Annotated in this window: 12 protein-coding genes; 3 read left to right on the top strand and 9 right to left on the bottom strand. The window is 70.8% G+C overall.

Going from position 1 to position 13,861, the window contains the following annotated elements; all coding sequences use genetic code 11:
* Positions 1-19: 19 nt before the first annotated feature.
* From mraY to IG75_RS0125680, 9 genes are all read right to left on the bottom strand, one after another.
* The gene (mraY, locus tag IG75_RS0125720; protein ID WP_030523849.1) at positions 20-1,096 is read right to left on the bottom strand and encodes a phospho-N-acetylmuramoyl-pentapeptide-transferase; all 1,077 of its coding nucleotides are present in this window, start codon (positions 1,094-1,096) and stop codon (positions 20-22) included.
* Positions 1,093-2,646, bottom strand: a complete 1,554-nt coding sequence (locus tag IG75_RS0125715; RefSeq protein ID WP_030523850.1) for a UDP-N-acetylmuramoyl-tripeptide--D-alanyl-D-alanine ligase — start codon at positions 2,644-2,646, stop codon at positions 1,093-1,095. Before IG75_RS0125715 ends, mraY begins: the two co-directional genes overlap by 4 nt.
* Positions 2,643-4,259 (bottom strand): UDP-N-acetylmuramoyl-L-alanyl-D-glutamate--2,6-diaminopimelate ligase, encoded by a 1,617-nt coding sequence (locus IG75_RS0125710; protein WP_030523851.1) that lies wholly within the window; start codon positions 4,257-4,259, stop codon positions 2,643-2,645. Before IG75_RS0125710 ends, IG75_RS0125715 begins: the two co-directional genes overlap by 4 nt.
* An 89-nt stretch (positions 4,260-4,348) precedes the next feature.
* Complete coding sequence (locus IG75_RS0125705; RefSeq protein WP_081877124.1) at positions 4,349-6,316, bottom strand: peptidoglycan D,D-transpeptidase FtsI family protein; 1,968 nt, start codon at positions 6,314-6,316, stop codon at positions 4,349-4,351.
* Positions 6,313-7,194: a cell division protein FtsL gene (gene ftsL, locus IG75_RS39935; RefSeq protein WP_051714917.1), complete on the bottom strand. Its 882-nt coding sequence runs from the start codon at positions 7,192-7,194 to the stop codon at positions 6,313-6,315. Before ftsL ends, IG75_RS0125705 begins: the two co-directional genes overlap by 4 nt.
* A gap of 229 nt (positions 7,195-7,423) precedes the next feature.
* A complete protein-coding gene (rsmH, locus tag IG75_RS0125695) occupies positions 7,424-8,401 on the bottom strand; it encodes a 16S rRNA (cytosine(1402)-N(4))-methyltransferase RsmH (protein ID WP_030523854.1) in 978 nt (325 codons plus the stop codon).
* A gap of 279 nt (positions 8,402-8,680) precedes the next feature.
* A complete protein-coding gene (mraZ, locus tag IG75_RS0125690; protein WP_030523855.1) occupies positions 8,681-9,112 on the bottom strand; it encodes a division/cell wall cluster transcriptional repressor MraZ in 432 nt (143 codons plus the stop codon).
* A gap of 483 nt (positions 9,113-9,595) precedes the next feature.
* A complete protein-coding gene (locus tag IG75_RS0125685) occupies positions 9,596-10,027 on the bottom strand; it encodes a DUF3040 domain-containing protein (protein ID WP_030523856.1) in 432 nt (143 codons plus the stop codon).
* Positions 10,028-10,221: 194 nt separating this feature from the next.
* Complete coding sequence (locus IG75_RS0125680; protein ID WP_030523857.1) at positions 10,222-10,614, bottom strand: SAV_6107 family HEPN domain-containing protein; 393 nt, start codon at positions 10,612-10,614, stop codon at positions 10,222-10,224.
* Positions 10,615-10,849: 235 nt separating this feature from the next.
* Here IG75_RS0125680 and IG75_RS0125675 point away from each other — a divergent pair, with 235 nt between their 5' ends.
* Genes IG75_RS0125675 through IG75_RS0125665 form a run of 3 tightly spaced genes read left to right on the top strand, consistent with a single transcriptional unit; the run spans position 10,850 to position 13,856 of the window.
* Complete coding sequence (locus IG75_RS0125675) at positions 10,850-11,467, top strand: GNAT family N-acetyltransferase (RefSeq protein WP_030523858.1); 618 nt, start codon at positions 10,850-10,852, stop codon at positions 11,465-11,467.
* Positions 11,464-13,029, top strand: coding sequence for a phytoene desaturase family protein (locus tag IG75_RS0125670; RefSeq protein WP_030523859.1), 1,566 nt, complete (start codon positions 11,464-11,466; stop codon positions 13,027-13,029). Before IG75_RS0125675 ends, IG75_RS0125670 begins: the two co-directional genes overlap by 4 nt.
* Entirely contained in the window at positions 13,014-13,856 is an 843-nt protein-coding gene (locus IG75_RS0125665) for a carotenoid biosynthesis protein (RefSeq protein ID WP_357773247.1), read from the top strand. The genes IG75_RS0125670 and IG75_RS0125665 overlap by 16 nt, the downstream gene beginning before the upstream one ends.
* Positions 13,857-13,861: the final 5 nt, after the last annotated feature.

Below are 13,861 nucleotides of genomic sequence, written 5' to 3'. Positions count from 1 at the left end.
ATGTTCCTCCATCGTCAACTCACCCGACCGCGGAGAGATATTCGCTGTAGAACAGGGAGAGCCCGGCGGCCGAGGCCATCGCGGCCAGCAACCAGAACCTGATGATCACCGTGGTCTCCGCCCATTTGCTCAATTCGAAATGGTGGTGGAACGGCGCCATCTTGAACAGCCGATTGCGGGTGGTCCGGAACACCGCCACCTGCAGCACCACCGACGCCGCCTCGGCGACGAACAGCGCGCCGATGACCACCATCAGCAGTTCGGTGCGGGTGGTGATGGACAGCCCGGCGAGCAGCCCGCCCAGCGCCAGCGACCCGGTATCACCCATGAAGATCTTGGCGGGTGCGGCGTTCCACCACAGGAACCCGATACACGCCGCGGTGCCGGCCGCGCAGACCAGCGCCAGATCGAGTGGATCGCGCACGTTGTAGCAGCCGGTCTCGGGTTTGGTCTCGCACGAGTGGTAGTACTGCCAGAACGTGATGACGACGTAACCGCCGAGCACCAGACTCATCGAACCCGCGGCCAGACCGTCCAGACCGTCGGTGAGATTGACCGCGTTCGACCAGGCCACCACGATGAGGCAGACGAAGGCCAGGAACACGACCACGCTCATCGAGACGGTGTTGATATCGCGCACGTACGACAGCTGCCGGCTCGCCGGGGACAGGCCGCTGCCACCCGGGAACTGCAGCGCCAGCACTCCGAACACCACCGCGGCGGTGATCTGGCCCAGGTATTTGCCCGCGGCCGTGAGCCCGAGATTGCGGCCCTTGCGGATCTTGATGAAATCGTCGATGAACCCGACCACGCCCAGCGCGGTGGCCAGGCCCAGAACCAGCAGCGCGGAGGCGGTGGGGCCTTCGGCCTCGTAACCGATTCCGATCAGGTGGGAGCCGAGATACCCGGCCCACATGCCGATGATGATCGCCACGCCGCCCATGGTGGGCGTACCGCGCTTGGACTGATGGCTGGCCGGTCCATCGACCCGGATCTCCTGCCCGAAACCCTGCCGGGCGAATATCCGGATCAAGAGCGGCGTCAACAGGATCGACACCGTCAGTGCGATCGCCGCCGCGAACAAGATCTGTCTCATCGCACTGCCTCCGTGCTCACCCCGTCGGCGGCGCCGGCGCCGCCGGGCGCCGGTGTGCCGGCACCCGCGTTCTTCTCACCCTCGGCCAGCAGCCGTTCGGCCACCGCCCACATGCCGACCGATTGCGATGCCTTCACCAGCACCACGTCACCCGCGCCGACTTCGGCGGCGAGCAACTCCACGGCTGCTTCGATATCCGGGACGAGCACCGATTCCTCACCCCATGAGCCTTCCATGACCGCTCCCTGGTGCATGCCCCGGGAGGGTCGTCCGGTCCCGACCACGATGAGCCGGTCCACATCCAAGCGGACCGCGAGGCGGCCGATCCCGTCGTGTTCCACCACCGATTCCGGACCGAGTTCGGCCATTTCACCGAGGACGGCCCAGCTGCGCCGCGGGGCGTCGCCCGACCGGGCCATGGTGACCAGCGCTTTGAGCGCGGCCCGCATGGAATCCGGGTTGGCATTGTAGGAATCGTTGATCACCGTGACCCCGGCGGCACTCGTGCGTACGTCCATCCGCCGCGCCGACGCCGCCCGGGCGCCGCCGAGCGCGGTGACGAGGGTGTCGAGATCGGCGCCGCACTCCAGGGCCACCGCGGCGGCCGACAGCGCGTTACCGACCTGGTGTTCCCCGTGCACGGCCAGGGTGACCTGCCGGTCGCCGAGCGGTGTGTGCAGGGTGAACGAGGCACGGGCCTGTTCGTCGAGAGTGGTTGCGCCGGCGCGGATCTGCGCGCCCGCGGAATGACCGACCGTCACCACCCGGGCCGTCGTCCGCGAGGCCATCGCGCCGACCTTCGGATCGTCGGCGTTCAGCACGGCCAGACCGGTTTCGGGCAGCGCCTCCACGAGTTCGCCCTTGGTCTGCGCGATCGCCTCGCGGCTGCCGAATTCGCCGAGATGCGCGGTACCCACATTGAGCACCACCCCGATACTCGGGGGCGCCACCCGGGCCAGCGCGGCGATATGCCCGGGCCCGCGCGCCGACATCTCCAGCACCAGGAACCGGGTGTCCGGACCGGCGCGCAGGGCGGTCCAGGGATGCCCGAGTTCGTTGTTGAAGGAGCCGGGCGGGGCCACCACCGGGCCCAGCGGGGCGAGCACCGCCGCCAGCAGATCCTTGGTGGACGTCTTACCCGAGGACCCGGTGACGCCGACCACGGTCAGTCCTCCGGCCGCGACCAGCCTCGACACGCTCTCCCGGGCCAGCGCGGCCAGCGCGGTCAGCACCGCGGCGCCCGCACCGGTCGAATCATGGCTCAGCGCAAGCGCGCTCGACGGCACCGACCCCGGTGCGGGGGGCACGACGATGGCCGGCACTCCGACCGGCCGGGCGGCCAGTACGGCGACCGCGCCGGCCTCGATCGCGGCGGCCGCGTAGTCGTGGCCGTCGACGCGCTCGCCCGGCAGCGCCAGGAAGATGTCGCCGGGACCGATTCGGCGCGAATCGAATTCGACCGAACCGGTCACCCTCGCCTCCGGGTCACCGACGTCGTGCAGCGTTGCGCCCACGACCTCGGCGATATCCCGCAGTGTCATTTCGATCATGAAACTGTCAAGTCCTCCGCGCCCGTCGACCACGAACCGTTGTCCGCGCCCCCGGAACTGTGCCGCAGTGTCGAATCGATCGCCGCGGCGAGTACCTCGCGGTCGTCGAACGGATATTTCACCCCGTTGATCTCCTGCCCTGCTTCGTGGCCCTTGCCGGCCACCAGCACCACATCGCCGGGGTGCGCCCAGTCGACGGCCGCCGCGATGGCCGCGGTCCGGTCGCCGATATCGCGGACCTCGCCGCGCTGCTCGTCGGCGACGCTCTGCGCGCCCGCGACCAGCGACGCGCGAATCGCGGCCGGATCCTCGGTCCGTGGATTGTCGTCGGTGACGATGAGTAGATCCGCGCCGCGGGCCGCGGCCGCGCCCATCGGGCCGCGTTTACCGGTGTCCCGGTCCCCGCCGGCGCCGACCACCACCGCCAACCGGCCCCGGCTCCCCGCCGTGGCCAGGTGGGTGCGCAGCGTGGCGATCACCGATTCCACCGCGGCGGGTTTGTGGGCGTAGTCCACCAGGGCCAGGAACTCCTGCCCGCGCTCCACCCGCTGCATCCGGCCGGGTACGTCCACCGTGGCCAGTGCGGGCGCGGCGGTCCCCGGCGCCACTCCGGCGGCCGCGCACACCGCGACCGCGAGCAGCCCGTTGGCGACGTTGTAGTCACCGGGCAGCCGCAACCGCACCGGCGTCTCGCTGTCCGGACCGGCCGCGGTGAACTCCTGTTCACCGCCGTGCGCGCGGGCGGGACCGGCCAGCGACCAGTCCGCCGGTCCGGTGGTCGCCACCCGGATCGGCGCGGCGAGACCGTCGGCGAGACGGCGGCCCCAGGCGTCGTCCACGCACACCACGGCGGTGCGGGCGGCGACCGGGGACTCCGGTTCGAACAGCCGGCGCTTGGCGGCGAAGTAGTCCTCGAAATCGGCGTGGAAATCCAGATGGTCCTGCGACAGGTTGGTGAACGCGCCGACGGCGAACCGCACCCCGTCGACCCGGCCCAGCGTCAGGGCGTGGCTGGACACCTCCATCACCACCGCGTCCACGCCCTGCTCCACCATCAGCGCGAACATGGCGTGCAGTTGCGGCGCTTCGGGCGTGGTGAGCGCGCTCGGGACCCGGCGGCCCCCGATTCTGGTCTCGATGGTGCCGATCAGGGCGGTGGACAGACCACCCGCGGCCAGCCCGGCCTCCACCAGATACGACGAAGTGGTCTTACCGGAGGTGCCGGTGATCCCGATGATCCGCAACCGCTCGGACGGATGACCGTAGATCGCCGCGGACAACTCGCCGAGGACGGCACGCGGATTCTCCCGCACCAGGACCGGTACCGGCAGGTCACCGGCCAGTTCCGCCCCGGCGGCGTCGGTGAGTACGGCGACCGCGCCGCGGGCCACCGCGTCCGCGGCGAACCGGGCGCCGTGCGCCCGGGAGCCGGGTAACGCCGTGAACAGATCACCGGGCAGAACCGCGTCGGAGCGCTGTTCTATCCCGGTGACGAATAGGTCGGTGGCGACCGGTGGCCGAAGTTCGGCGTCGATCAGATCCAGCAGGTCGGGCAGCGGTGTCGACAGCGGCCGGGCCGGCCGCAGCGAGGGCTGGCTGGACTGCGCGGGCACAGGATTCCTCTCTGCATGATGAAGCGCGGATACGACGACGAGTCAGGTTACCGACGCCGGGTCACGGTCGGGTAAGCCGGTTCGCCGAATCACGACGCCTGCAGGACGAACTGCCGTTCCGGCTCGCTCGACGGCGGAATCCGATCCCGCTGCAATGCCCAGGAGGCGATGTCGTGGAACAGCGGTGCGGCCGACTGCCCGCCGCTGCCGTCGGAGCTGCGCACCGGCGCGTCGAGCATCAGTCCGATGACATAGCGCGGATTGTCCGCGGGCGCGATACCGGCGAAGGTGATCCAGTACGACGAGCTCGAATAGCAACCGCAGTTCGGGTCGACCTGCTGCGCCGTCCCGGTCTTCCCGGCGATCCGGTATCCGTCGACCGCGGCGGCGGCACCGGTCCCCATCTGCACTCCGGTCGGATCGTTCTGCACCACCGACTGGAACATGGTGCGCAGTGTGCGCGCGGTCTCGGGGCTCACCACGCGCACCCCGTCGGGCGCCGGCTCCTCGGTGCGGGTCCCGTCGGGCGCGACGGTGGCGCGCACGATACGCGGCGGCATCCGGAGCCCGTCGTTGGCGATGGCCTGATACATACCGGTCATCTGCAAGGTGGTCATCGAAAGCCCCTGCCCGATCGGCAGATTGGCGAAAGTACCGCCGGACCACTGGTCCCGGGCGGGCAGCAGACCGGAACTCTCCCCGGGGAGTCCGACCTCGGTGCGCCGGCCCAGACCGAAGCGTTCGAGCATATCGGCGAACCGGTCCTCGCCGACCCGCTGCGCCAGCATCAGGGTGCCCACATTGGAGGACTTACCGAAGATCCCGGTCGTGGTGTAGGGGGCCACGCCGTGCTCCCAGGCGTCCCCGACGGTCACCCCGGACATATCGATGCGGCCCGGAACCTGATGCACCTCGTCCGGCGTGGTGAGACCGTATTCGACGGCCGCGGCCGCGGTGACCACCTTGTTGACCGAACCGGGTTCGAAGGGCTGGGTCACCGACGGGTTGTCCAGCCCGGCCGGATCCCAGTGCTGCGGACCGAGCGCCGGATTGAATGTGTTGTCGTTGGCCATGGCCAGCACCTGACCGGTTTTGGCGTCCAGCACCACCGCGGAGGCCGATCTCGCGCCCGAGCGATCCTTGGCCTGCTGCACCTGCTGCTGCACATGGTTCTGCAGATAGGAGTCCAGGGTGAGTTCGACATTGTTGCCGTCGACGGCGGGTTGGCGGTCGCGGAGACTGCCGGGGATGACCGCCCCGTCGGAGCCGCGGTCGTAGGTGTAGGAGCCGTCGGTGCCGGCGAGCGCCGAATCCAGCGAGGCCTCCAGCCCGACCCGGCCGTGGCCATCCCAGCCGGTGGCCCCGACGATATTGGCCGCCAGCGAACCGCCCGGGTATTCGCGCAGGTCCTGGCGTTCGGTACCGACCTCGGGGAACTTCGCGGTGATCTCGTCGGCTTTCCGCGGGTCGACATTGCGGGCCAGGTACACGAAGGTCTGGTCGCTGCGCAGTTTCTCCAGCAGCTCGGCTTCCTTCGGCCCCTCGTCACCCAGGATCCGGTGAACGGTCCGGGCGATATCTTCGAGCCGCCGATCCGGATCGGGCGCCGAATCGTCCTTCGCCCGGGCGTCGGCGAGATCCTTGCGCACCCGGACGGGCTGGAAATTCAGCGACTGGGCGGTGATGGTGAAGGCCAGGGATTTGCCGTGGCGGTCGGTGACGGTGCCGCGGGTGGCGGGGAGATCCTGGTAGGCCGTGCGCTGTCCGGCCGCCTGCGCCGACAGCGTGGGTGCGGCGATGGTCTGGATCCACAACAGTTGCAGGGCGACCACGGTCAACGCCACCAGCATGATCAACCGGCCCACGCCGAGCCGGATCCGCACCGGTCCGTTCGGCGTGGACCGCCCACCCGGACGTGACCGCCGGGGTGACTGCCGGGATCGGCCGGGCGCGGACCGCGCGACCTCGGCGGATCGCTTCTTCGTTTTTCCGCGATCGGTCGCGGCCCGGGATCTCGGCGCGGAATCGCGCCCGCGTCCCGACCCGCGCCGGTTCATCGCATCTCCTCACCCGCCGTAACGGGCGGCAGCGGCGCGACCGAAGTGGGTTCGACATCGCCCGGCGTCTCCGCGGGCGCCGGGGCCGCGTCCCCGGCCGGGGCGGGCGCTTCGACCGGGGCATCACCCTCGACCGGAGCGGACGCGCCGGCCGGAGCAGTTCCGTCGGCCGGTGCCGGCGCCTCGGCCGGAACGGCGCCGTCGGCCGGAGCGGTACCCGCCGGGGCGGGGACGCCCTCGCCCGGCTGCGGCGCGGGCGTCGGATCGGTCCCCGGGGCCGCGAGTACACCACCCGGGCTCGGCGCGGCCGAATCCGACCGCGGCAGCGCCGGGACCGGCACGATCCGCTCGCCCGGGTCCGCACCGGAGCCCGGAGCTCCGCCGCGGGGTCCGTTCAGCGGCGGGGCCGGCGGGCCCTGGGCGGGCTTCGGTTCACCGACCACGGTGACCGTTCCGTCCGCGGCGACGACCAGTCGCGCCGGATCCGTCGCCGGGATCATGCCCAGTTCCCGGGCGCGAGTGGCGAGTTCGGGCGGGGAATCGGCGGCGGCGACCTCCCGCTGCAATGCCGCGCGTTCGTCGGAGAGCACCCGGTTGGCCTCGCGCGCGTCGCTGAGCTGATAGCTGTCCTCGGCGGCGCGGGTGGTCAGGACCAGGGTGAGCGCGAGACCACAGCCGAACATGGCCAGGATGGCCGCGACGAACGGTCCGCGACCCGCCAGCTCCGACCGCGGCGCGGCCGGCGCCGGGCCGGACGGCCCGCCGGTGCGCTGCCGGCGCCGGGCGTAGGCCCGCTGCGCGGCACCGGATTTCACCCGCTCCGCGTCGTGTACCCGCCGAGCCGGTCGCCCGGTCTCGGTACGTGTGCTCACGCTCATACCTGACACCCCCGTATCGGTGTGATGGCCCGCGGTTTCGGCCCGCGTACGCCTGTGCTGTGGTCCGTAATGCCCAGCCGGTGCTCCCCTGACACCACCATTTCGCGAACACCGATGTGATGTCCGCATCCGGCACCAGCACCGTGGTACCGCAATCGCGCCACGCGGACAAGCGAATTCGCTGCTCCGCGGGCCACCGCTGCGGCGTGGCCGGTGCCGGTGCCCGGCTTCATCCCGCCTCCTGCACGATCTTCTCGGCGGCGCGCATCCGGACCGGCGCGGCCCGGGGATTCTCCTCGATCTCGGCGGGCCCGGCCTGTTCGGCGCCCCGGGTCAGCATGCGGAACTCCGGTCCCATACCCGGGAGTTCGACCGGAAGTCCCACCGGTGTACGCGATTTCGCGCGTTCGGCCAGCTCGTGTTTGACCACCCGGTCTTCGAGCGACTGGTAGGACATGACCACGATGCGGCCGCCCGGCCGCAGTGCCGCCAGCGCGGCCGGGAGGGCCGCGCGCAGCGAATCCAGTTCCCCGTTCACCTCCACCCGCAGCGCCTGGAAGGTGCGCTTGGCCGGATGCCCGCCGGTCCGGCGGGCCGGCGCGGGGATGGTGTCGTAGAGCAGACTCACCAGTTCGGCACTGGTACGCAACGGCTGCCGGGCGCGGCGCCGCACGATCTCGGCGGCGATCCGGTTCGCGAACCGTTCCTCGCCGTAGACCTTCAGCACCCGGGCGATCTCGCCCTGGCTGTAGCTGTTGAGCACATCGGCGGCGGTCGGGCCGGTGGTCGCGTCCATCCGCATGTCCAGCGGGGCGTCCACGGAGTAGGCGAAGCCCCGCTCCGCCTCGTCCAACTGCATGGACGAGACCCCGAGATCCATCAGGATGCCGCTGACCGAACCGGTGGCCGGCAGACCGGCCTCCGCGAGCGCGGCGGCGATTCCGTCGTATCGGGTGTGCACCAGGGTGATCCGGTCGGCGTAGGGCCGGAGCCGGTCGGTGGTGAGCGCGAGCGCTCGGGTATCGCGGTCGAGGCCTACGAGCCGGAGATCGGCGTGGGTGCGCAGGAAATATTCGGCATGGCCGCCGAGCCCCAGCGTGGCATCCAGATAGACGGCGGCCGGGCCGTCGAGCACCGGGTCGAGCAATTCGGCGGCGCGGGTGAGCAGAACAGGAACGTGTCGCGTGCCGTGCTGCTCACGGTTCAAATCGACCTCCCGGATTCATGCCTCGCTCCGTGACGACCCGATTCGGGTCGCATCCGCACCCCAGGTGGATGCGGATCACCGGCGCCGAAGCGGGCGAACAATTGATTGCGCGAGATGCGGCCACGCCGCCGATCGATCCGGCGCGTCCACGGGGTGAGCGACAGAAGGAAATCGGTGACGTAACGAATGCCGCGGGGTCTCTGACCGAAGCGGCACCTGGCGTCGGGGAAGTACGTCAGGGTCCGCATCCGGGCAGAGGCCGCGTGGCACTCGCGCGGGCTAGAAGATTCCGCCCAGTGCCTCGTCTCTCGCTTGTGCGTAGTCCTCCTCGTGCTCGGCGAGGTAGGTCTCCCACGCCTGCTTGTCCCATATCTCCAGGAAGTCGACCGAACCGATGACCGTACAGTCGCGGGTGAGGTTGGCGTACCGGCGATGTTCGGCCGACAACACGATCCGGCCCTGCGTGTCCAGCCGCTGTTCGTCCGTGCCCGCGGCCAGCGCCCGGATGAAGGCCCGCGCCTGCGGGTTGCTCCGGGATGCCGACGCGGCGCGCCGGGCGAGCGCACTGAACTCGTCCTTCGGATAGACGGCAAGGCTGTGGTCCTGTCCTTTGGTGACCATCAACCCTCCCGCCAGATCGTCTCGAAACTTTGCGGGCAACGTGAGTCGCCCTTTGTCGTCCAGACGAGGTGTGTAAGTACCGAGAAACAACCCGATACCTCCTACCGGACCACCTCGAATGGTGTTGACCGGCTACGCCGGTCGAGTGCCTCGCGGCCTCTCCTGTAGTGCGCGCTCCACATTACCCCACTTTCCCCCACTTTCAATCGAAACACGGGGTGATGTGCCTCCCCGGCCATCCGATTTCGCAGGTCACCCCAGCTATCACCGGCGGGGGTGACTTTTCGCGAGCTCTGCCTCCCTGCGCGCGCCTACGGCCCCCGACTCCGGCGGGTCCCGTCAACTTCCAGCAAACCCCCTGTTCACGCTCTCACGGCCGGGGCGGTGGGGCGTGGTGGGGGAACCCGGTGGGGCGGGGTGGAAGAAGGTGGTCCGGAGCACGTTCCAGCGGTCCGGCCGGTCACGCGCGCATCCCGCGAACGAACGGGTACGGCACAGATGCGAACAGCGGTGCCGCCCCGGAACGGGTGCGGCACCGCTGTCGGCCGTAGCGCCGGCGCGAACGCCGGGCGGCTACTCCTCGAACCTTCGGCGGAAGCGATCCTCCATGCGCTCGGTGAACCCACCGGAGCGGCGCGGACGCCCACGCCCACCGGCTGCTCGTTCCGATGATCCGGAACCGGCGGAATCGCTCGGTGCACCACTGCCGCGGCCGGGCGTGGCGCCCTTGGCGCCGCCGAGCAGGAGCAGTACTCCGGCGCCGAACATCACGATGAACCCGATCAGACTGATGATCGGAAAGCCGCCGGGTCGCACCGGAAGGGCGACACCCGCGACGAGTAGGACAAGGCCGAGTACGAACAAGGCCGCGGCCTGGAGTCGACGTCGACTCGAGGTCGTACGAAGACGTCCACCGCGGACGGACGACGCGAACTTCGGGTCCTCAGCATAGAGCGCGCTCTCGATCTGTTCGAGCATGCGCTGCTCGTGCTCGGAGAGTGGCACGGTACCTCCCCCGGCACTAGGTCGTGGCTGTCGCCTCCGGGTAGGCGACAGATAACCCCTTGGCGGCTATCTGTCATCAATGATACGAGTTCGCCAAGAGCGGTACCACCATATGGGTGCAGCCGAACGAAGTTCGTCGCCGGATCGAATCCCGCGCGGGCCGAATCCGGAGGTCCGGGGGCCGGGGGCGGTTCCTACCGGAGCGCGTCGTCTCCGTCACCGGCGGCGCGCAGCCGGGCGGCCGGCGCGATGAGATCTTCGACGTCGTGCAGGAACGCGGCCACCCGCGAGGAGAACTCGTCGGCCGCCGCCTCGTCGATTTCCCGGGGCAGCCCGGCCTCCAGCGCCGCCCGGGTCGCGGAATGGCCACTGAAATAGTCCGCCCACATCACGAATTCGGGCGCGGCGCGCTGCAACATCACCCACGCGTTACGGGAGCGGGCCCGCGGCGCGGTGTCGGCGCCGGTGAGCGCCAGCACCGCGCCCGCACCGCGCAGGGCCGCCAGATAGGCCACGCGGAAACGTTCCCGCGGATCCTGCTCCCCCGCCGCTTCCATGAGCAGCCCGTCGGCGCGCCGCAACAGCATCCCCGCCCGCCCCGGTTGTACCGGGTGCACGCTTCGATCCGACATAGCCGTCCCTCCGTATCTCGCCTGTCACCCCCCGCGGCGGTCCACCGGTATGGCAGGCTGAGCGTGCACCGTGGGGGCGAACAAGTTTTCGAACGTTTGGCTCGAGCTTGAATATAGAGACGACCACCGACATGTTCGTGTGCCGTAACCCGCCGCCCTGCCGACCGCGAAAGAGCCCACCGATATCGCAATGACAGCCGTCAAGTCGAATAATCTCCCCGTCCCGGTCGTCGTCGACCTCTCGGAAGCCGCGCTGCGCGCCCGGTTGCACGACGCCTTGGCGGTCTACGTCGCCGCCATGGACTATCCACACGGCACCGAGCACCATCGGGCACCGATGTGGACCGAGCACACCCACCGCGCGGGCTGGCACGCGGTCGCCGCGGTGGTGCCCGAGGACAACGGCGAGTTCGACCTGCGCCATTCCCCGATCGTCGCCATCGCCTACGGCTATCGGGGCGGCCCCCATCAGTGGTGGCAGCAGCAGGTGCACGCGGGGATGCGCCGCTCCGGGTGGCCGGAGCCGGCCATCGGGCAGTTGCTCGGCGACTATTTCGAACTCACCGAGCTCCATGTGCACCCGAGCGCGCAGGGCCGCGGTATCGGCGCGACCCTGCTCCAGCGGTTGCTGCGGGACCGCCCCGAGCGGGCCGTGCTGCTGTCCACCCCGGAGGTCGGCCGAGAGGACAACCGGGCCTGGCGCCTGTACCGGCGGATGGGTTTCCGCGACGTGCTGCGGGATTTCGTGTTCGCCGGCGACAACCGCCGCTTCGGGATCCTCGGCCGGTCACTGCCACTGCTGCCATGAGTGTGCTGATCATCGGTTCCGGCCACAACGCGCTGGTGGCGGCCTGTTACCTGGCGCGGGAGGGTCGCCGGGTCCATGTTCTGGAGAGCGATACGGTCCTCGGCGGGGCCGTATCCACGGTGGAGCGTTTCCCCGGCCACCGGGTCGACCGGGGCTCCTCGGCCCATCTGATGGTCCGGCACACCGGGATCATCGAAGAGCTCGAACTGGAACGCTTCGGCCTGCGGTACCTCGACTGCGACCCCTGGGCCTTCGCCCCGGCCTGCCCGGAGACCGGGGCGCCGCCGATCGTGTTCCACCGCGATCTCGAGCGGACCTGCGCGTCGGTGGCCGCCGCCTGCGGCGACCGCGACGCCGCGGCCTACCGGCGTTTCGTGGACGTCTGGGCGCCCCGGGCGCGACGGGTGATGCGCTCGTTCGGCGGCGCGCCCACCGGGGGCCGGCTGTTGCGCTCGTTCTGGGGGCTGGACGCCCGCGACGGCGGCAGCGCGCTGTCCCGGGAATTCCTGCAGTCCGGCGACGCGCTGCTGGACACCTGGTTCGACGACGAGCGGCTGAAGGCGGCACTGGCATGGTTCGGGGCGCAGTCGGGGCCGCCCATGTCCGAACCGGGCACGGCGCCGATGGTGGCGTTCGCGGCACTCATGCACACCCTGCCGCCCGGCCGGGCGGTGGGCGGCAGCGGTGCCCTCACCGAGGCGCTGGTCGCCCGGCTGCGCGGGGACGGCGGCGAGGTCACGGCCGGCGACGCGGTCACCGCGCTGACCCGCCGGGTCGACGGCTGGCGGATCCGCACCGCGGCCGGGCGCGAATACAACGCCGACACGGTGATCGCGGGCACCCATATCCTCACCACGCTGGAACTGTTGCGCGCGGGCGGCTTCGATCCGGAACCGCTGCGACGGTGGCAGCGGCAGATCCGGGTGGGCCCCGGAATCGGCATGGTGGTGCGGGCCGCGACCAGCGCTCTCCCGCGATACCCGGGCGCGACCCCCGCCGAATCGGCGACCGGACTGCAACTGCTGGTCTCGGACCGGCGCCGGTTGGCGCTGGCGCACGGCAGTGCGCTGGGCGGGCGGTTACCACCCCGGCCCGTCGTGCTCGCCATGAGTTTCAGCGCCCTGGACCCGAGTATCGCGCCCGCCGGGCAACATCAGCTCTCGCTGTGGTCGCAGTGGCACCCCTACCGGCTCGCCGACAGCGGTGGCTGGGCCCGGCACGCCGAAACCGAAGCGGACCGGATCATCGGCGAACTGGATCGGTACGCGCCCGGGTTCGCGGACTCGGTGCTGGACCGGCACGTCCAGACACCGGTGGATCTGGAACGCGAGATGGGACTGCTCGGCGGCAATGTGATGCACGTGGAGATGAGCCTGGACCAGATGATGCTGTGGCGGCCGCTGCCGGAACTGGCCGGGCAGCGGGTGCCCGGCGCGCCCGGGCTCTACTTGACCGGCGCGTCGACCCATCCCGGGGGCGGCGTGTCCGGAGCCAGCGGGCGTACCGCCGCACGCCTGGTACTGCGAGACAGCCGCGGGGTCCGCCGGTGGCTACGCCGCTAGCGGGCCCGGCGCCCGGGCGGCGGCGGGACCTGCTGCCAGCGGGTCTGCTCGTCGTGCTGGTCGGCACGCAGATCGCCTACCCGCTGACCACCGGGCCGGCCCGCGACGCGGTGACGGTGGCCGTGGTACTGCTGACAGCCGGTACGGCCCTGCTGCACGCGGCGGTGACGCGCGGGATCGGCTACGCGGCCGGGTTCCTGGTGATCGTCTCCGGCATCGGCCTGGTGGCCGAGGCGGTGGGCACGGCGACCGGGATTCCGTTCGGGTCCTACGACTACGCGGACGGACGGATCGGACCACAACTGTTCGACGTTCCACTGGTGGTCCCGCTCGCGTGGACCGGCGGGCTGTATCCGATCTGGGTGGTCGCGGGCCTGCTGTGCCCGCGGCCGGCGGCGCGGATCGGCGCGACCGCGGTGGGCGCGGTGGGCTGGGACCTGTTCCTGGATCCCCAGATGGTGGCCGACGGGCAGTGGCAGTGGCAGCACACCGATGCGGGACTCCCCGGTCTGGCGGCCATCCCATACACCAACTACCTCGGCTGGCTGGCGGTGGCGGCGGTGATGGCCGCGGCGCTCACCGCATGGGAGCGAACCGCGCGCGGACCCGAGCGGCCCGCGATCCCGGTTCTGATGTTCCTGTGGACCTGGCTCGGCTCCGCGCTGGCGCACGCGGTGTTTCTCGGCCTGCCGTATTCGGCCGGCTACGGGAGCATCGTCCTCGGGGTTCTCGGGGTTCCGCTGCTGGTCCGGCTGGTTCGCGACGCCACCGGACGCAGGGCCGGGCACGATCGGAGAAGCGTCGGGCCCGTCGCATGGCGTCGGTGAGTTCC

It is taken from the genome of Nocardia rhamnosiphila NBRC 108938, from assembly GCF_000720425.1.
In the GTDB taxonomy this organism is placed as follows: Bacteria; Actinomycetota; Actinomycetes; order Mycobacteriales; family Mycobacteriaceae; genus Nocardia; species Nocardia rhamnosiphila.
The sequence above is the reverse complement of the archived record's forward strand: the minus strand, read 5'-3'. Positions and strand labels throughout refer to the sequence as shown.